This is a genomic window from Variovorax sp. EL159, assembly GCF_900100965.1.
In the GTDB taxonomy this organism is placed as follows: Bacteria; Pseudomonadota; Gammaproteobacteria; order Burkholderiales; family Burkholderiaceae_C; genus Variovorax.
Genome location: NZ_FMUJ01000013.1, coordinates 13,309 through 31,444, shown reverse-complemented (window position 1 = coordinate 31,444; position 18,136 = coordinate 13,309). Strand labels below are relative to the sequence as shown.

The following is an 18,136-nucleotide window of genomic DNA, read 5'->3' as shown; positions in this document are numbered from 1 at the left end:
CCTACTTCGCGTCGATGCGGATCTGGCGCGCGCCGAAGGTCACGTTGAGCGTTTGCGGCTTGCCCGGCTCCACCGCGCGCACCTCGCGCCAGCGTGCGCGGTCGAGGTCGCGAAACGCCGCCATCACGCCGATGGCCTTGGCGTCCGCCGGCAGCGTGAGGTCGAGCTTCTTGCTTTCGCCGGGCCGCAGCAGCGCTTCTTCGCGTTGCACGAGTTCGGCGCCGAGCGTGGCCTGGTCCTTCTCGAACAGCGAGAAGAAGTCGGCGCTTTCGAAGGGCCCCGACGACTTGAGTGCATACACGCGCACCGTGAGCGGCGATGCGCGTCCGCGTGCATCGGGGTTGGCATCGGCGCCGGCCGCCAGCGTGATCGACACCGGCGTGACCACCGGCTTGCTCGCGCAGCCCGCAATCAAAAGACCCGCTGCAGCAAGGCCAAAGGCTGCGATGCGTCGCCGCGAAGCAGCGGCCAGAAAGCCTCCATAGGACGAATGGTGTGTACCGAGCGTGCGCATGCTATTCCCTTCGTTGCATTGACCGGTCCTGACGCATCTTTGATTATCACCAGCGAACTCCAACAGGCAACATGCTGACTCACGAACTTGTCGAAGCACTGCTCGCGCCCATCGGCGAGGCCTCGCCATGCGGCGACGACCTGGAGTACGACCCGGACTTCATCGCGCTCGTGGCCGCCGCGCAAGGCAAGCCCGAGCAGCAGTTCGGCGACACCGTGATCCCCGCGGTCGAGCCCGAGTGGCGCGCGGTGGCCGAACAGTGCGACGCGATCCTGCGCCGCAGCAAGGACGTGCGCGTTGCCGTGCTGCTGCTGCGCGCCGCCACGCACATGCAGGGCGTGGCCGGCTTCGTCGCCGGGCTCCAGTTGCTGAACGGCCTGCTCGACACCTTCTGGGAAGGCATACATCCAAAGCTGGATGCCGACGACGACAACGACCCGACGATGCGCCTGAACGCATTGGCGCCCTTCTGCGACGAAGGCCAGACGATGCTGCGCGAGCTGTACGACGCGCAGGTGGGCATGGCGCCCGGCGTGGGGCCGATCCGCGTGCGCGACATTGCCGTGGCCCACAACATCCTGGACGCGGTGGGCGGCGAAGCCACCTACTCGGCCTCGCAGGTGCAGGGCGGCATCGAGGCCATCCAGGCATCGAGCCCCGAACTGCTGCAGGCCGCGACGAACGTGCTCGCGCTGCTCGACAGGCTGCAGGCCTTGCTGGTCGAGCGCACCGGCCGCTCCGATGCGATCGACCTGACACCGCTTCGCACCGTGGGACGCGTGCTGAAGAAGGCCTGCGGTGTCGGCGCCGGTGCCGCGGGCGATGCAGCCACCGATGCCAACGCCGGAGCCGACGGGTCGCAGGCAGCCGGCACCACGGCCCGCCCCGCCGCCCCGAGCGGCGAGATCCAGAACCGGCAGGACGCGGTGCAGATGCTCGACCGCGTGATCCGCTACCTCGAGCAGTCCGAGCCCGGCAACCCCGCGCCGCTGCTGATCGAGCGCGCCAAGAAGCTCATCGGCGTGAGCTTTCTCGAAATCATGGCCAACCTCGCGCCCAACGCGATGGACACCATCGAAACCGTGACGGGCAGGCGCCCTTCCGAGTAACCGAGTAACCGCGACAGCACCCGACCCGCACCCCATTCACACCCGCAAGGAGCATCTCCATGGCCAAGAGCAGTCAGAAATTCATCGCCCGCAACCGGGCGCCACGGGTCCAGATCGAATACGACGTGGAGCTGTACGGCGCCGAGAAGAAGATCCAGCTGCCCTTCGTGATGGGCGTGCTCGCCGATCTCTCGGGCAAGCCGGCCGACCCGCTCGCGCCCGTGGCCGACCGCAAGTTCCTGGAGATCGACGTCGACAACTTCGACGCGCGCATGAAGGCCATGAAGCCGCGCGCCGCGTTCGCTGTCGAGAACTCGCTCACCGGCGAAGGCGACCTGAAGGTCGAGCTCACCTTCGAGAACATGGACGACTTCTCGCCCGCCGCCGTGGCACGCAAGGTCGGTGCGCTCAACAAGCTGCTGGAGGCGCGCACGCAGCTGTCGAACCTCGTGACCTACATGGACGGCAAGGGCGGCGCCGAAGACCTGCTGGCCAAGGTGCTCGAAGACCCGGCCCTGCTGCAGACCCTGGCCGCGAGCAAGAAACCCGAAGACGGCACCACCCCGGCCGCCTGAATCCCATTTGAGCAACGAGGAGTAGATCACCATGGCCGAAGCACTCGAACAGAGCGCGCTGAAAGATGTCGCGTACGCGGGCAGCGACTTTTCGTCGCTGCTGCAAAAGGAATTCAAGCCGCGCAGCGACGAAGCCAAGAGCGCCGTCGAAGCCGCCGTGCTCACGCTCGCGCAGCAGGCGCTGGCGAACAGCACCGTCATCGGCAAGGACGTGACCAAGTCGATCCAGGCCATGATCGCCGCGATCGACGCCAAGCTCACCGACCAGGTGAACCGGATCATTCACCACCCCGACTACCAGAAGCTCGAGAGTGCGTGGCGCGGCCTGCACTACATGGTGAACAACACCGAGACCGATGAGCACCTGAAGATCCGGGTGATGGACATCTCGAAGACCGAGCTGGCCAAGAACCTCAAGAAGTTCAAGGGCGCGGCCTGGGACCAGAGCCCGATGTTCAAGAAGATCTACGAGCAGGAGTACGGCCAGTTCGGCGGCGAGCCCTTCGGCGCGATCGTCGGCGACTACCACTTCGACCAGAGCCCGCCCGACGTCGAGCTGCTCGGCGAGATGGCCAAGATCGCGGCTTCGGCGCACGCGCCCTTCATCACCGGCGCCAGCCCCAACCTGATGCAGATGGAGTCGTGGCAGGAGCTGGCCAACCCGCGCGACCTGACCAAGATCTTCCTCACGCCCGAGTACGCCGGCTGGCGCAGCCTGCGCGAGTCGGACGACTCCAAGTACCTGGGCATGTGCATGCCGCGCTTCCTGGCGCGCACGCCCTACGGCGCCAACACCAACCCGGTGGAAGAGTTCGACTTCGAGGAAGACACGGCCGGCGCCGACCACAGCAAGTACGCATGGGCCAACGCGGCCTATGCCATGGCGACCAACATCAACCGCTCGTACAAGCTCTACGGCTGGGGCTCGCGCATCCGCGGCATCGAGTCGGGCGGCGCGGTGGAAAACCTGCCGCTGCACACCTTCCCGAGCGACGACGGCGGCGTCGACCAGAAGTGCCCCACCGAGATCGCCATCAGCGACCGGCGCGAGGCCGAGTTGTCGAAGGCCGGGCTGCTCTCGCTGATCCACCGCAAGAACTCCGACTTCGCGGCCTTCATCGGCGCTCAGTCGCTGAACAAGCCCGCCGAGTACGACGACCCCGACGCCACGGCCAACGCCAACCTGGCCGCGCGCCTGCCCTACCTCTTTGCCTGCAACCGCTTTGCGCACTACCTGAAGTGCATCGTGCGCGACAAGGTCGGCAGCTTCAAGGAGCGCGAGGACATGCAGCGCTGGCTCAACAAATGGATCATGAATTACGTCGACGGCGACCCCGCCAACTCGTCGGAGGAAACCAAGTCGCGCAAGCCGCTGGCCGCCGCCGAAGTGGTGGTGGAAGAGGTCGAGGGCAACCCCGGCTACTACACCTCCAAGTTCTTCCTGCGCCCGCACTACCAGCTCGAGGGCCTCACGGTCTCGCTGCGGCTGGTGTCCAAGCTGCCCTCGGCCAAGGGCGCCAAGTAAGCCGGAAAAGAGCGCCTGTTTTTACGGGCCGGTGCTTCAAACCGGCGCCCCCTTTTTCGTTCTCCATGTAGCTCCCGCAACGCAGCTTCGGCGAACGGACCGGGGGCAGTCACATCAGAGTCGATCAACCACCCGCCCGCAACCCATGGGCATCATCAAGGAGCATTGAAATGGCAGCTTCAGACTTTTACGTCAAGCCCAAAGGCGTCGAAGGCGAGTCCGGCAAGGAAAACCACGAAAAAGAAATCGAGATCACGAGCTGGACGTGGGCCGTGAGCAACCACAGCAGCGCCCAGAGCGGCGGCGGCTCCGGCAGCGGCAAGGCCGAACCGGCCGACCTGACCTTCACCGCCCACTACGGCAAGCAGTCGCCCAACCTGGCGCAACGTTGCGCCTCGGGCACGCACCTGGACGAGCTCAAGCTCACCGGCCGCAAGGCCGGCGGCAAGCAGGAGGACTACATCATCATCACGCTGGAGCACGTCTTCATCACCAGCGTGCAGGTCAGCGGCATCCAGAACGGCGAGGTGTCGGAATCGGTCTCCTGCTCCTACAAGAAGATCAAGTTCGAATACAAGGTTCAGGACAGCACGGGCAAGCTCAGCGCAGGTCCGGAGTTCAAGTGGGACACCGAAAAGGGCAAGGCGGAAAACTGAAGCCACCCATCGGGCAGCGCGCCGGCCTGGCCGCTGCCCGGGTGCCTGCCAGCCCGACGCAAGGAGCGATCCCATGTCCAACTACTCATGCACCAGTTGGCTGTTCTATGGCGACCAGCGCCTGAACGCCGCCGCCAACCACAACTCCGCCCACATCCTGCCGAACTACAACGGCAAGGGCCCGCACGTGCGCAAGATCCACGAGCTTCTCAAGGACTACTTCAGCGGCACCTTCGGCGGCGAGAAACTGCCCTACGGAGACGCCCTGACGGGCGACGTGTACAACCAGGACACGTCCGTCGCCGTGTGGTTCTACAAGTACCAGCAGGACAAGAACGGCGAAGACCTGAAGAACTACGCCGGCAAGATCGATTCGATCTGCGGCATCAAGACGGTTCGCTCGATGGACGCGTGGCATCGCGCCCAGAACCCCTTCAATCCCTGATTGCTTCGTGCAGGGCGTTGCCTGCGGCGTGCTTCTTTGCGGGGCACGCTTCAGGCAACTTCGCCGTTTGCGCGGCTATGGTGCCGGTGCCGGCATCGTCTCGCCCTCTTCATCCACGCTCGCCGGCAGCAGCTGCGTGACGTCATCGCCGTCGTCCTCGATCACCCACAGGGTCAGTGCCGTGTAGTTGTCGTGGCCCGGCTTGGCATGGGCCTTGATCTGCGCGTCGAGCAGCTCGGTCCACTGGCTCGGCGTGCGCGCGGCGTGCAGCGTGTCGACCAGCAGCTCGTCGCCCAGCGGCTCCCACACGCCGTCGCTGCACAGCAGCAACACGTCGCCGGGCAAAAGGCGCATGCGGTCCGACACCGCGATGTCGGGCGCCTCCTCGATCGAGCCCAGTGCCGACAGCAGCATGTTGCGCTGCGGATGCAGCCGCGCGCCTTCTTCGTCGAGCATGCCGCCGGCCACCATCTGCTGCACCAGGCTGTGGTCGGTGGTGCGCGCCACGATGGCGCCGCCTCGGAACAGGTAGGCGCGGCTGTCGCCGCTGTGCACCCAGGCCAGCGCCTGGCTTTCGAGATCGATGGCCGCGAAGACGATGGTCGAGCGCATGCCCGCGAGCTTGCCGCCCTCGGCCTGGCGCGCCACCACGTCGCGGTTGGCCTGCTCGACCAGCCCGCGCAGCACCGCTTCGTCGAGGCCGGGCGCGGCCGAGAAGCCGCCCAGCACGCTGCTGCGCGCCGTGGCCGCCGCCACGTCGCCACCGCCATGGCCGCCCGCGCCATCGGCCACCAGGCACGCGACATAGCGCTCGTCGTGCCAGTGGCCGAACACGTCTTCGTTGTAGCTGCGGCCGCCCTGCCGGGAGAGCGTGACGATTTCGATTTCCAAGCGGGGTGCCTCGCGTGTGCTGTTGTTGTCGTTGTCGTGGCCGTGCGTCGTGGTCTTCTTCTCAGGTGTCCGACTTCAGGCGCGCCATCTGCTCTTCGTAGGCTTCGAGAAAAGCTTTGCCGAAGAGGCTGTGGAAGTCGTCTTCCGCCTCGCTCGCGATGCCGCCGTAGAGCGCCACGAACTGGTCCCACAGCTTGGCCTTGCGGTTGGCGCTGAAGAGCGCGTCGAGCGCCGACTTTGCGCTGATCTTCTTTTCCAGCTCGGCCGGCTCGAAGCGCGCGATGACGTGCGCCAGCGCCGCGCGCATACCCACCATCACGCCGAACTGGTGGGCGCGCAGGTCGTTGAAGGCGTCGCGCATCGCGGCCTCGGGCGGCATGAAGCCGCGCACGCCGGGGCCCAGCAGATGGGCCAGCGCCACCTCGACCGTGGGCGAGAACTTGAGCGGGTTGTTGGCCTGCGCCGCGATCATCGTGACTTCGGCCCGCACCTCGCGCTTGAACTCCTGGCGCGTGAGCAGCAGCTGCAGCGTGCCTTCGGTGGCGCTGCGCAGCATCGACCCGATACGCTCCATCAGGCCGGGCGTGAGCATCTCGGGCGGCTGGTGCGTGCTGGCCAGGCCACGCAGGAAGGCGGCGAGCAGTTCGTCGTCGGACGCGGCGCGTTCGGCGCGCGGTGCGGCTGGCGATGCAATCGGCGCGGGGGAATGCTGCACGGGCATCGGTGCCAGCGCTGGTGCGGGCACAGGCATCGGCGGCAACGCCGGCGCCTCGGCAAGCTTGCCCGTGGGCTCCGGCCCGCTGATGCGGATCGGCAACCCCGTCATGTCGTCGAACCGGGGCAGCTCTTCCGCAGGCAATGGCGTGGGCTGCACAGGTGGCGCGGGCGGCACCGGCGGTGCAACGGCCTTCGGCGGGGTGAAGCCGAAGCGGTCGATCGGCAGGTGGTCCGATCGCGGTGTCGGCGTGGGCGGCGCGGTGCGTTGCAGCGCGGCCAACGGATCTGCCGACGAGGCCGTGTTGGGCTGCAGCAAAGGGTCGGCCAACGGCGACAGCGCGAGCGGATCACCGCCGATGCCGCCACCGCTGTCCATGCCGCCGAACAGCGCATCGATGCCCGCCGCCTTGCCGTGCGCGGGTGGCGCGCCAAGATCGGAGAAGTCATCGAGCGCACCCAGGCCGGCGGCAGGTGCCGATGCGGGCGTGGGCCCCAGCAGGTTCGCGAAGGGGTCGACCTGCGCCGCATGCGCGTTGCGCGAGCCGCTTTCCATCGGGTCGGGGAACAGCATCGCATCGGCCGATGGCGCAGACGCCGCAGGCGCAACAGGCTTGGCCACGGCCGGCGAACCGAGGCCGGCGAGCAGGTCGGCAAAGGGATCGTCGCCCGATGGCACGGCGACTGTCTGCGGTATCGCCTCGACGGCCGGCGCCGCGCCGGCACCGGCGCCAGCGGCTACCGCGCGCACGCCCAGTTCGAAGCTGCCGATGACCAGGTGCGCGCCGTCCGTCAGCGCGGCCTCGTTGCCGGCCCCCAGCGACTGCCCGTTGCATTGCATCGGGTTGCTGCCCCGGTCGATGATGAAGTAGTGGCCGTCGCGGCACAGCACCTGCGCATGCACGCGCGACACGGTGCGGTCGGGGTCGTCGAGCACCAGCGTGTTGGTGTCGGCGCGTCCGATGGTGCCGCCCTGCGGTCCGAACTCGGCAACCATGGGCTGCCCCGCGGGCGTGCCTTGCCGGGTGATAACAGCGATTTGGATCATGAACCGGCCCCCGGGCGACGCCCATACACCCTTCGCACACGCGAACGAAAAGACTCACAGGGAGTATTCATTCCGGGGGACACGTTGGCAATCTCGCCGTAAGAGGTATGCCTTGCGCCATTGCATGCCGCGTGCCGCGCCCGCTCACGGCGAGAGCAGCAGCAGCAGGGCCTGGCTCGGCACCACGCGCACGCCGGGACAGTTGGTGCTGTTCTGTATCGACACGCTGGTCAGCCGCGTGGCCGGCATGCCCTGCAGCAGCACGGTGAAGGCGGCGGTGACGTGGCGGCTCGGCCCCATGACGGTGCCCGACGCCACGCCCAGCATCACGCCCGCGTTGTCGCCGTTGGTCATCGGGATGACGGTGCCCAGGTTGTGCGCCGGCGCGCCCATCACCAGGATGGTCGGGCAGTTGGGAATGGCCATCGGCCCCATGGCGATGTTGGGGTACGGCACCGGAATCGGCGAGGGCGCGGCCGGTGTGATGCACACATCGGGAAAGCCCATGTCGGTGCCCATCAGCTGGCAGTTGGCGAACACGATGCGCTCCTAGCCGAAATGGATCTGGCCGCCGCGCGTCTTGACCAGCTTCTCGCCGTTCACCAGCGTGTGCTCGCCGGACAGGCGCAGCAGTTGCCGCGCCTCGCACTCGACGTGCGTGGCGGCCACGCGGTCGGTGCCGTCGGTGGTGCGCACGTAGTGCCTGCTGTAGTGGCTCACGCGGTCCATCACCGTCGAGAGCACCGAACCCACCAGCTTGACCACGCTGCCCACCACGCGCAGGTGGCGGCCGACGAGTTCGACCGACTCCACCGCCATGCGCCCTTCACGCGCGCGCACTTCGAGCTGGTCGCCATGCAGCGCGAGCCGCGGCGCCGCGAAGGTAAGCGCGCCGTCGTCGACCTGCACGCGCGTGTCGCCGGACAGCCGCAGCACGTGGGCCTGGCCGCCTTCGCGCTGCAGCACCGCAAGAATCCACAGTTCCTTGGGCGCCACTTCCATGCAGGCGACGCTGTCGCCCACGCGCGGCTCCAGCAGGCAGCTCGCGGCGCGGCGGCCGTTGCGCTGCAGCGTGCCGCTCAGCACGGCGAAGCCCTCGGGCCCGCAGGCGCTGACGGTGCCCACGCACCAGCCGGCGGCAATCGCCTGCGGCTGTTGAGGCTGCTGCGCCTGTTGCGGCTGGGGCTGCGGCGACGTGACCGTTCGGGCCTTGCGGCGGCCGCGTGCGGGCGATGACGAAAGGGTGGCGTTCGATGGTGAGGTCATGAGGTCTGCTCCATGGGTTGCCAGCGTTCGGCGGCGGCCAGGTCGGGGTCTTCTTCGATGGCGCGGGCGCGATCGGTCATGCGCGCCTCTTGCGTGTTCGCGCCGTGCAGCACGGTGCGGAACATCGCGGCTTCGCGCAGGTCGGCACCCGACAGGTCGGCATGGCTGAAGTCGGCGTAGGTGAGTTCGGCCGAGGCCAGTTGCGCGCGCGGCAACCGGGCACCGGCGAAGTGCGTCTGGTAGAGGTCGGCGCCGGTGAAGTTGGCACCGGGCAGGCGCGCCCCGGTAAAGAGCGCCTGGCGCAGTTGCGCGCCGGCAAAGTCCGTCTTCTCGCCCTGCACTTCGCAGAACAGCGCGCCCGCGGCCCGCACCCTGGCGAAGCAGGCGCCGTCGAGCGTCGCGCCCTGGAAGTTGCATTGGCGCATGCCGGCTTCGGAAAAATCGGCGCGCGCGAGTTGCGAATTCAGGAACTGGCAGCCCTCGACCTGCAACCGCGCGAACGACTTGCCCTGCAGGTCGGTGCCGATGAAGGCCACGCGCTGCAGCGTGGCGCCGGCCCAGGTCAGCAGCGTGAGGTCGCAGGCCGACACGGTGGTCTGGCGCCAGTGGGCACCGTCGGCGCACACGTCGAGCAGGCCCGTGGCGTCGAGCAGCGCCGAGTCGAGGTTCGCGCCGCGCAGCACGGCGTGGTCGAGCCGCGAGCGGGTCAGCGTCGCCATGCTCAGTTGCGCGTCGGCCAGTTGCACATGCGGCGCCTGGCATTCGGTCCACAGCGCGGCATGCAGGTTGGCGCCGCGCAGGTCGGCATGGTCGAGCGTGCAGTGGTCGAACACCGCGCGCCGCAGGTTGGCGCCCGCCAGCAGCACGCCGCGCAGGTCGCACTGCTCGAACACGGCTTCGCGCAGGTCGGCACCGCGCAGGTCGGCTTCGGCCAGCCGGGTGCGCGAGAACACGGCACCGCCGAGCGCGGCGCGCGCATAGGCGCCCTTGCCCAGGTCCATGCCGACGACCGGTTCACCGATGGCGACGGCCATCGACAGCAGTTCGGGGCTCATCATGGCGCGGCCTGTTCTTCCGGCGTCAGGCGCGGCCAGGTGCGGGCGCGCTTGAGCATGGCGTCTTCAAAACGCACGTCGCCATCGAGCCGCACGCGCGACAGGTCGGCACCGAAGAGATTGCTGCGGCGCAGGTCGGCACCGCGCAGGTCGGCGTGGTGCATCACGGCGTTCGACAGGTTCATGCCCGCCATCACGGCCTGCCGCAGCACGGCCTTGCGCAGCATGGCGCCCGCCGCGCTGGCCAGTCGCAGGTCGCAGCGCGCGAAGCGGGCGCCGGTGAGGTTCGCGCCATCGAGCCGCGCCTGCACGAGCCGTGCGCCTTCGAGCTGGGTCTCGCCGAAATTGCAGCGCATCAGTTGTGCACCGCTCAGGTCGGCACCGGCGAGGCTGCAGCCCTGCACGAACACCGCGCCTTCGGCCTGCACGCCGGCCAGCCGCGCGCCGTCGAGCTTGCAGCCGACGAAGTTGCCGCGCTGCAGCCGAGCGGCACGCAGATCGCAGCCGCTCAGGTTGCACTCGATGAAGCTGCAGTCACTGAGTTCGGCCTCGGCCAGCACCAGGCCCTGGAGGTCGAGCTTGTAGAACACCTGGCGTGCCGCCTGCACGCCGCTCCAGTCGGCCGCGCCCCATTTCGTGTCGAGCAGTTGGGCGCCGGCCAGCTGTGCGCGACGCAGTTGGGTGTCGGCGAGCAGGCAGCCGCTCAGCACCGCGCCGCGCAGGTCGGCTTCATCGAACACCGCGCCGGCCAGTTGCGCGCCGCCGAGGTTGGCCTCGGCGAACTTCGCGCCCACGCCAACGGCACCGCGCAGGTCGGCATGCGCGAGCACCGCACCCGAGAAGTCGGCGCCCGACAGATTGGACTTCGACAGATTGGCGCTCTCCAGCCACGCGCCCGCGAAGCTCACGCCGCGCAGATCGAGGCCCGAGAGGTCGGCGCCCGTGAGGTCCATGTTCTCGAAGTAGCGCATGCCGCTGGCCGCGGCCCGCGCGATCTCGCCGCGCAGCGTTTGCGCCTCGGCCGCCGGCATGGGGTCGGCCGGTGCCTGCGCATGCGCCGATTGCCGGTAGGCCAGCCGCTCGGCGGCCTCCTGCTGCACGAGCGCGGGGTAGACGGCGGCGGCGTTCACCGCCTTGCCCTGCGCCGCGAGGTCGGCGCGCATCGCGTCGAACCGCCCCTCGGCGCTGAAGCGCGGCGGCCCGCGATGCTGCAGCGCGGCCAGCGGCAGCTTGTGCTCGGCCGCGAAGGCCAGCGCCTTTTCTGCCTGCGTCACGGCGTCTTCGAGCGCGGCCCACTGCTGGCGCTCGGCCTCCTTCATCTGGCGTTCCACGTAGGGCGCGAGTTCCGCGCCGGTGGGCACCTTCTCGCGCACCGGCATCTTGATGCCGAGGGCATCGGGGTCGCGCCCCTGGCCGCGGACCTCTTCGCGTGCCAGGGCCACGTCGGTCTCGGCGCGCAGGAACTGCGCCTCGCCCTGCAGGCCGTCCATGGCGAAGGCCGCGCGCGCGGCTTCGACAGCGGGATCGAAGATGTCGAGCCCATCGGGCAGCAGGTCGCCGTCGTGCAGCATGTGGACGCTGCCCGTGCGCGGATCGGCGCGCCGCGCGATCGCGTCCGCATAGTGCGCGTCGCTTCGGCGTTCGCCGAGCCGCTCGACCGCGCCCATCAGCGACACGACATCGGCGCCGTCGTCGGTGGCGACTTCGGCCAGACCCTGGAACAGCAGGATGGCGCGTTCCGCATGCGGGAAGAACCACGCGGTGGTCAGCCGCAGCGGCACCTCGCGCAGTTTGGGCTCGCTGCCCTCGCCCGTGCGGTAGCCCGCGAACACGCGCGCGCAAAGGCCCGGCAGGCGGCCTTCGATGTGCGCCTGCGCCGCATGCATGTGATCGAAGGCAAAGGGCTCGTCGCCACGCAGCGGCTGGTCGAACCACTGGTCCGGCGGCGCGAGGTTGAAGTGGCGCCAGTCCAGGTCGGGCGGAAACCCGGGCGCATGGGCCTGCAGGTAGCCGGCGTCGTAGGTGCCCCGGTACTGCGCGCGCTGCGGATGCATGGGCTCGAGCGCGCCGAATCCCGCGGGCGGCACGGCGTGATCGGGCCGCAGCAGGCGGGCGTCGGGCCGCTCGATGTTGGGCAACCACTGCGCCCCGCCCTGCACCGCGCGGCCCTTGCCCGCGGGGTTGAGCGCGAAGTCCGTGCCGCCGTAGGCATGCGCCCAGTCGATCGGCATCTGCGCGAAGGGCTCGGGCGCGGTGGCCTGTGCACCGTCCCACCGGCGCTCGCCGAAGACCAGCAAGGTTTTTTCTCGCGTGCCCAGCCGCGCGCGCACGGCGCAGGCGGCGGGCTGCCCCGGTTGCGGAAAGGCGCGGCCATGCACCAGGAACTCGGCCGTGAGCTTGGCCACGCCTTCATCGATCAGCGGCACCGCCATCTCTTGCGACAGGAAGTCCCACATCGACTGCTCGCTCCACAGCGCGCCGCGCTCGCCCTGCGCAAAGGGCACGTGCAGGCAGGCGGTGACGCACAGGCCGAAGCGCTTCCGGTACTCCACCGGCCGGGTCGACAGGCCGAGCGCCTGGGGCTTGGTCACTTGCATGCGCGAACGGCTTCAGGAGCCGCCATGGGGTGGCGTGTAGGGCGGCGGAAGCGGGGGCATGTCCGGCACGGCCGGGATGACCGGCGCGGGCGGCGCGGCGGGGCGAGCGCCCGCCGAGGACTCGTCCGTTTTCAGGGCATCGGCGGTGCTGCTGGCATTGGTGCCGCCGAGAAACTGATCGTCGAACCCCATCGCCAAGCCGCCGACGATGGGAATCATGGCCAGCCCGCCTTCAGTCCCTCGCCGGTCTGCGACGGCGGCCAGCCGCGTCAGCCGGCTCGCCAGATTCGTCAAGCCCTGGTCGCGTGCCTCCTGCGCGGCCGTTTCGAGGTCGGTCTTGGCCTTCTGGTACTGGTCGAAGGTGGCCTTGACGTCGAAGAGCCCCCTGATCAGCGCAGCGCCGCCGATCACGAAACCCGCGACCATGCCCGCCGTGCCACCGCTGGCCGCAGCGCCGCCACCACCTCCGCCCGAGATGATCTTCATCGTCTGCAGGTCGAGGTCTATGCCGTTCTGGCTCAGGTTGACCGTCGCCACGTTGCTGAGCCGGATGGCCGCCGTGTTCTCGATCTGCACACCCGCGAAGTTCGCGATGTCCACCGCCAGCGCATTGCTCATGCTCAGCCCCATGAAGGTCGAGCGCGTGACGCCCAGGTTGGCCTCGCTGTTCGATCCGATGTAGCCGCTCGAGTTGGAGCCCAGCACGGTGGTGTTGGAGCCAATGGAGGTCGAGTTGATGTCACCCACCGCCATGATGTCGACCGAGGTGTTGCTCACCAGCTTGATCTGGTTGGCCATGATGGCGTGCTTGCCGCCCGTGACGTCGTTGCGCACGCCGCCGCTTTGCATCTTGGTGTTGCCGGTGACGAGGTAGGCCATGTCGGCTCCCACCGAGGTGGTCTGGAAGCCGACCACGCCCACGTCCTGGTTCGCGCCCACCACCGTGCCCTGGAAGCCGCCGATGGCCACGTTCTGGTTGGCCGTCACCGTGAGCGCCTGGAAGCCCACCACCGAAGTCTTCTGGCTCGCATGGAAGATGTTTTCCTGGAAGCCCTTCACCTGCGTCTTCTGGCCGCCCGCGCCGATGGTGTTGCTCTGCGAGATACCCACCACGTTGGTCTGTATCTCCGCCACCGTGTTCTTCTCGTTGCGCTTGACCAGCGCGGTGCGGTCGCGGTCCACCGTTTCGCTCTGGTCTCGCCCGACCGAGAGCGAGTCGTCCACTTCCACCGAGGTCGACATGTTCCGCTCGGCATGAACGTTGACCAGCTCCTGCCCCTTCTTGTCCTCGAACATGATCTCGTTGTAGTTCGAGGGCCCGCCGCCCGGCGTGGAGCGTGTCTTGAAGCCGCTCTGGGTGGGCGACTTGTAGGGAATCGGCTGGTCGTCGTTGTAGACCCGCCCGACGATGATCGGCCGGTCGGGGTCGCCGTTCATGAAGTCGACGATCACCTCCTGCTTGATGCGCGGCATGAAGTAGCCGCCCCACGCCTTGCCGGCCCAGGGCTGCGACACGCGGATCCAGCAGGTCGACTTCTCGCCGTGTTCCTCGCGGTCGTCGTAGCGGTCCCAGTGAAAGTGCACCTTGACGCGCCCCATCTCGTCCACGTCCAGTTCCTTGCCCTTGGCACCGACGACGATCGCGCTCTGCGGGCCGGGCATGGTCACGCGCGGCGTGAGGCGCGGCGGGCGGAAGGCCTGCTTGGCCGACAGCGCGGTGATCAAAAAGGTGCTGGTGCCGCGCGTGCTGTCGCTGAGCGCGGGCGTGGTGTCGATCATGGCGAGAAAGGCGTCGAGGCAGCCGGAGTTGACGGCGTCGTCGAGCAACGCTTCCTGCAATACGCGGCGGATCGGCTGCACGGCGATCTCGGGGCCCAGGCCTTCGTAGCCGGGGTGCGTGGCCGCGAAGGTGCAACCGGCAATGATGTAGTCGTCGTCGCGCGCGCCGTCGGGGTCGCCGCTGAAGGTGAAGCTGTGGCCCACCGCCACGTCGGGCCAGTGCGTCACGGCCCAGTGCGGTTCGTGGCGCGTGTCCAGTTCGTCGGCGCGCACCGCCAGCACGGCTTCGGCGTCGTCCGAGTTGAAGTAGCCGCCCGGGTACTCGAAGACCTCGAAGTCGGCCAGCTCGTGGTTGTCGGCCACGTCGGCGCCGGTGCTCAGCAGCCGCTTGATGGCCTTGTAGTCCACGTCGCGCGAGGCGTACTTGCCCGACTGCAGCTGGCGCGCCGTGGTCCAGCGCTCGATCTGGTTGAAGCGCGCCTCGCTCGCGCCGGCCGTCACGAACTCGAGCACGCCCTTCACCGGCAGGCCGCCGTGCGCCATGTCGGTCACATCCGCGAGCATCATGGTGCCGGGCGCGGTATGCGCGTCGAACCAGTAGTAGATGCCTTCGTCTTCGAGGATGCGCGAGAGAAAGCGGTAGTCGCTCTCCTGGTATTGCACGCAGTAGCGGCGCAGCGCGTGCGGGCCGGTCACGCCGTCGGTCTTGATCTTCTTGACGGCCTTGATCGGGCTGTCTTCGAACACGGCGTCGAGCACTTCGAGCACCGGCTTCTCTTGCAGGATGCGCGAGTTGGTGCGCTTGGTGAGCAGCCAGAACCATGAGCGCAGGCTGATGCGGTATTCAAAGAAGCGGCCGATCTGCGCGCCGCGCGCGAACCGCACCGCATGGCCCTGGGCATGGCGCTCGTGCTTGCCTTCGTCGGCATCCAGGAACTCGATCACCACATCGAACGCACGCCCGAGAATCGCCCGCGGGTCGATGGCGCGGTTCGTCGACAGCACCGTGAGTTCGTAGCTCGACGGCCGCGAGAACGCCTCGTGGCCCACGATGCGCCAGAACATCAGGTCCTTGTTGGCGGGCGAATCGCTTTCGATGCGGAACTCGTGGTCGGCCATGTCGGTGTCTCTTGCGGGATTGGAGTGCGCCTAGTCGAAGGCGTAGGTGAAGTCGGCGTCTTTCACGTCGAGCGCGACGCGGCGGATCTCGCCGCCCGACGCCAGACGCTGCAGGTACTCGACCGAGATCGTGGGCAGCACGGTGTTGGTCAGGATCGCGTCGATCACGCGGCCGCCCGACTCCGGGTCCTGGCAGCGCGCGACCACCTGCTCGACCACCGCCTCGCTGTACTCGAAGGGCACGCCGTGGTTGGTCTCGACGCGCTTCTTGATGCGGCCCAGCTGCAGCCGCACGATCTTCTTCATCATGTCGGGCGACAGCGGGTAGTAGGGAATGGTGACGATGCGGCCCAGCAGCGCGGGCGGGAACACCTTCATGAGCGGCGCCTTGAGTGCATCGGCCAGTGCATTGGAGTCGGGCAGCAGCTCGGGGTCGCGGCACATGCTCATCACCAGCTCGCTGCCGGCGTTGGTGGTCAGCAGGATGATCGTGTTCTTGAAGTCGATCATGCGGCCCTCGCCGTCTTCCATCCAGCCCTTGTCGAAGACCTGGAAGAAGATCTCGTGCACGTCGGGGTGGGCCTTCTCCACTTCGTCGAGCAGCACCACGCTGTAGGGCCGGCGGCGCACGGCCTCGGTCAGGATGCCGCCTTCGCCATAGCCCACGTAGCCCGGAGGCGCGCCCTTGAGCGTGGAGACGGTGTGTGCCTCCTGGAACTCGCTCATGTTGATGGTGATGATGTTCTGCTCGCCGCCATACAGCGCCTCGGCCAGTGCGAGCGCGGTCTCGGTCTTGCCGACGCCGGAGGTGCCGCAGAGCATGAAGACGCCGATGGGCTTCTGCGGGTTGTCCAGACGCGCACGCGAGGTCTGGATGCGCCGCGCGATCATCTCCAGCCCGTGCTTCTGGCCGATCACGCGCATGTTCAGCGTGTCGGCAAGCTTGAGCACCGCCTCCACTTCGTTCTTGACCATGCGGCCGACGGGAATGCCGGTCCAGTCGGCGACGACGGAGGCCACGGCCTGTTCATCGACGGAGGGCAGGATCAGTGGCGACTCGCCCTGCACCGCATGAATCTTCGCTTGCAGCTCATGCAGCTCCGCCAGCAGCACCGCCCGGTCTTCGCTCCCTCCCCCGCTGGGGGAGGGTTGGGGTGGGGGCACGTCGGCCTTCGCACCACCATCAGCATTCGATGCGCCGCTGCCCCCACCCTTGCCCTCCCCCGGAAGAGGAGGGAGTGAAGCAGCATCCACCGGCTTGTTCCCCGCCCGCAGCTTCGCGCGCAGCTCAAGCAGCCGATCGACCAGCCCCTTCTCTTCCTGCCAGCGCGCATTCAACGCATCGAGCTGCACCTTCGATTCAGCCAGCAGCGCGGCCACCTGCGCCGCGCGCTTGGTCACGTCGATGCCGATGGCCTCTTCGCGCCCGATGATCTCCTGCTCGACCGTGAGCCCTTCGATGCGGCGCATGCAGTCTTCCACCTCGGGCGGCGTCGCATGCTGCGACACGGCCACGCGCGCGCACGCGGTGTCGAGCAGGCTCACTGCCTTGTCGGGCAGCTGCCGCGCGGGAATGTAGCGGTGGCTCAGCTTCACGGCCGCCTCGATGGCCTCGTCGAGCAGCTGCACGCGGTGGTGCTTCTCCAGCACGCTGGCCACGCCGCGCAGCATCAGGATCGCTTTCGTCTCGTCGGGCTCGGGCACCTGCACGACCTGGAAGCGCCGCGTGAGCGCCGGGTCTTTCTCGATGTACTTCTTGTACTCGGCCCAGGTGGTCGCGCCGATGGTGCGCAGGTTGCCGCGCGCCAGTGCGGGCTTGAGCAGATTGGCTGCATCGCCAGTGCCTGCCGCGCCGCCCGCGCCCACCAGCGTGTGGATCTCGTCGATGAAAAGAATGATGGGCGTGGGCGAGCTTTGCACCTCGTCGATCACCTGGCGCAGGCGTTGCTCGAACTCGCCCTTCATGCTCGCGCCGGCCTGCAAGAGGCCGATGTCGAGCGTGAGCAGCTTCACGTCTTTCAGTTGCGGCGGCACGTCGCCGCGCGCCAGCCGCTGCGCGAAGCCTTCGACCACCGCCGTCTTGCCGACACCGGCCTCGCCGGTGAGCAGCGGGTTGTTCTGCCGGCGGCGCATGAGGATGTCGACGATCTGGCGGATCTCTTCGTCGCGCCCGGTCACCGGGTCCATCTCGCCCTTCTTGGCCTTCTCGGTGAGATCGACCGCGAACTTCTTCAGCGCATCGCCCTTGCCCATGGCGGCCGGCGCCATCGCGCCCGAGTCTTCGCCCGGCGCGCCGCTGCCCATGCCGGTGCCGTCCTGTGCGCGCATCTGCGATTCGGGCGAGGCGTCGCAGATTTTTGCGAAGTTGTCGGCGAGGTCTTCGACCTTCACCTTCTCGAACTGCTTCGACAAACCGAACAGCGGGTTGCGCAGGCTCTGCGTCTTCAGCATGCCGACCAGGATGTAGCCGGTGCGCACCTGCGCCTCGCCGAACTGCAGGGTGGCGTAGGTCCACGCGCGTTCGATGGCGTTCTCGATGTGGGGCGAAAAGTCGCTGATGGCGGTGGCGCCGCGCGGCAGGCGGTCGAGCGCGGCCGTCATGTCCTTGGCGATCACCGACACATCGAGGCCGTAGTGCTGGATCACGCGGTGCAGGTCGGAGTCCTGCACCTGCAGCAGCTGGGCGAACCAGTGCTCCAGCTCCACGTACGGATTGCCCCGCATCTTGCAGAACACGGTCGCGCCTTCGATGGCCTTGTAGGCCAGCGAATTGAGTTTGCCGAAAAGGGCGGTGCGGCTGATTTCACTCATGAAGGACTCCGTATCTCGTCTAGACGAATGAA

General features: G+C 68.1%; 14 protein-coding genes. 5 read left to right on the top strand and 9 right to left on the bottom strand.

Features of this window, described 5'->3' with window-relative positions; genetic code table 11:
* Position 1: 1 nt before the first annotated feature.
* A complete protein-coding gene (gene tssJ, locus BLQ28_RS32295; RefSeq protein ID WP_093247426.1) occupies positions 2 to 514 on the bottom strand; it encodes a type VI secretion system lipoprotein TssJ in 513 nt (170 codons plus the stop codon).
* A gap of 71 nt (positions 515 to 585) precedes the next feature.
* On the opposite strand from tssJ, the gene tssA reads away from it, so the two are divergent.
* The 5 genes from tssA (at position 586) to BLQ28_RS32270 (ending at position 4,824) form a co-directional block, all read left to right on the top strand.
* Positions 586 to 1,623 (top strand): type VI secretion system protein TssA, encoded by a 1,038-nt coding sequence (gene tssA, locus BLQ28_RS32290; protein ID WP_093247425.1) that lies wholly within the window; start codon positions 586 to 588, stop codon positions 1,621 to 1,623.
* 59 nt (positions 1,624 to 1,682) lie between these two features.
* A complete protein-coding gene (tssB, locus tag BLQ28_RS32285) occupies positions 1,683 to 2,198 on the top strand; it encodes a type VI secretion system contractile sheath small subunit (protein WP_093247424.1) in 516 nt (171 codons plus the stop codon).
* A gap of 31 nt (positions 2,199 to 2,229) precedes the next feature.
* Positions 2,230 to 3,723 (top strand): type VI secretion system contractile sheath large subunit, encoded by a 1,494-nt coding sequence (gene tssC / locus BLQ28_RS32280; RefSeq protein ID WP_093247423.1) that lies wholly within the window; start codon positions 2,230 to 2,232, stop codon positions 3,721 to 3,723.
* A 170-nt stretch (positions 3,724 to 3,893) separates the two neighbouring features.
* Complete coding sequence (locus BLQ28_RS32275) at positions 3,894 to 4,379, top strand: Hcp family type VI secretion system effector (RefSeq protein WP_093247422.1); 486 nt, start codon at positions 3,894 to 3,896, stop codon at positions 4,377 to 4,379.
* A gap of 73 nt (positions 4,380 to 4,452) precedes the next feature.
* Positions 4,453 to 4,824 (top strand): hypothetical protein, encoded by a 372-nt coding sequence (locus tag BLQ28_RS32270; RefSeq protein ID WP_093247421.1) that lies wholly within the window; start codon positions 4,453 to 4,455, stop codon positions 4,822 to 4,824.
* Between the two features lie 75 nt (positions 4,825 to 4,899).
* Here the strand turns inward: BLQ28_RS32270 and BLQ28_RS32265 are convergent, their stop codons facing one another.
* From BLQ28_RS32265 to tssH, 8 genes are all read right to left on the bottom strand, one after another.
* Positions 4,900 to 5,715 (bottom strand): PP2C family protein-serine/threonine phosphatase, encoded by an 816-nt coding sequence (locus BLQ28_RS32265; RefSeq protein ID WP_093247420.1) that lies wholly within the window; start codon positions 5,713 to 5,715, stop codon positions 4,900 to 4,902.
* A 61-nt stretch (positions 5,716 to 5,776) separates the two neighbouring features.
* Entirely contained in the window at positions 5,777 to 7,477 is a 1,701-nt protein-coding gene (gene tagH, locus BLQ28_RS32260; protein WP_093247419.1) for a type VI secretion system-associated FHA domain protein TagH, read from the bottom strand.
* 144 nt (positions 7,478 to 7,621) lie between these two features.
* Positions 7,622 to 8,017, bottom strand: coding sequence for a DUF4150 domain-containing protein (locus tag BLQ28_RS32255; RefSeq protein WP_093247418.1), 396 nt, complete (start codon positions 8,015 to 8,017; stop codon positions 7,622 to 7,624).
* A 9-nt stretch (positions 8,018 to 8,026) separates the two neighbouring features.
* A complete protein-coding gene (locus BLQ28_RS32250; RefSeq protein ID WP_093247417.1) occupies positions 8,027 to 8,743 on the bottom strand; it encodes a DUF3540 domain-containing protein in 717 nt (238 codons plus the stop codon).
* On the bottom strand, positions 8,740 to 9,801 hold the full coding sequence (locus BLQ28_RS32245) for a pentapeptide repeat-containing protein (protein WP_256327541.1): 1,062 nt from the start codon (positions 9,799 to 9,801) through the stop codon (positions 8,740 to 8,742). Before BLQ28_RS32245 ends, BLQ28_RS32250 begins: the two co-directional genes overlap by 4 nt.
* Positions 9,798 to 12,395 (bottom strand): DUF2169 family type VI secretion system accessory protein, encoded by a 2,598-nt coding sequence (locus tag BLQ28_RS32240; protein WP_093247416.1) that lies wholly within the window; start codon positions 12,393 to 12,395, stop codon positions 9,798 to 9,800. The genes BLQ28_RS32245 and BLQ28_RS32240 overlap by 4 nt, the downstream gene beginning before the upstream one ends.
* Before the next feature lie 12 nt (positions 12,396 to 12,407).
* Positions 12,408 to 15,293, bottom strand: coding sequence for a type VI secretion system Vgr family protein (locus tag BLQ28_RS33470; protein WP_093247415.1), 2,886 nt, complete (start codon positions 15,291 to 15,293; stop codon positions 12,408 to 12,410).
* A gap of 30 nt (positions 15,294 to 15,323) precedes the next feature.
* On the bottom strand, positions 15,324 to 18,104 hold the full coding sequence (tssH, locus tag BLQ28_RS32230; RefSeq protein ID WP_093247414.1) for a type VI secretion system ATPase TssH: 2,781 nt from the start codon (positions 18,102 to 18,104) through the stop codon (positions 15,324 to 15,326).
* Positions 18,105 to 18,136: the final 32 nt, after the last annotated feature.

Excerpts from the sequence above, each read along its gene's own strand:
- tssJ (WP_093247426.1), bottom strand. The coding sequence starts at position 514 with ATGCGCACGCTCGGTACACACCATTCGTCCTATGGAGGCTTTCTGGCC.
- tssA (WP_093247425.1), top strand. The coding sequence starts at position 586 with ATGCTGACTCACGAACTTGTCGAAGCACTGCTCGCGCCCATCGGCGAG.
- tssB (WP_093247424.1), top strand. The coding sequence starts at position 1,683 with ATGGCCAAGAGCAGTCAGAAATTCATCGCCCGCAACCGGGCGCCACGG.
- tssC (WP_093247423.1), top strand. The coding sequence starts at position 2,230 with ATGGCCGAAGCACTCGAACAGAGCGCGCTGAAAGATGTCGCGTACGCG.
- BLQ28_RS32275 (WP_093247422.1), top strand. The coding sequence starts at position 3,894 with ATGGCAGCTTCAGACTTTTACGTCAAGCCCAAAGGCGTCGAAGGCGAG.
- BLQ28_RS32270 (WP_093247421.1), top strand. The coding sequence starts at position 4,453 with ATGTCCAACTACTCATGCACCAGTTGGCTGTTCTATGGCGACCAGCGC.
- tagH (WP_093247419.1), bottom strand. The coding sequence starts at position 7,477 with ATGATCCAAATCGCTGTTATCACCCGGCAAGGCACGCCCGCGGGGCAG.
- BLQ28_RS32250 (WP_093247417.1), bottom strand. The coding sequence starts at position 8,743 with ATGACCTCACCATCGAACGCCACCCTTTCGTCATCGCCCGCACGCGGC.
- BLQ28_RS32245 (WP_256327541.1), bottom strand. The coding sequence starts at position 9,801 with ATGATGAGCCCCGAACTGCTGTCGATGGCCGTCGCCATCGGTGAACCG.
- BLQ28_RS32240 (WP_093247416.1), bottom strand. The coding sequence starts at position 12,395 with ATGCAAGTGACCAAGCCCCAGGCGCTCGGCCTGTCGACCCGGCCGGTG.
- BLQ28_RS33470 (WP_093247415.1), bottom strand. The coding sequence starts at position 15,293 with ATGGCCGACCACGAGTTCCGCATCGAAAGCGATTCGCCCGCCAACAAG.
- tssH (WP_093247414.1), bottom strand. The coding sequence starts at position 18,104 with ATGAGTGAAATCAGCCGCACCGCCCTTTTCGGCAAACTCAATTCGCTG.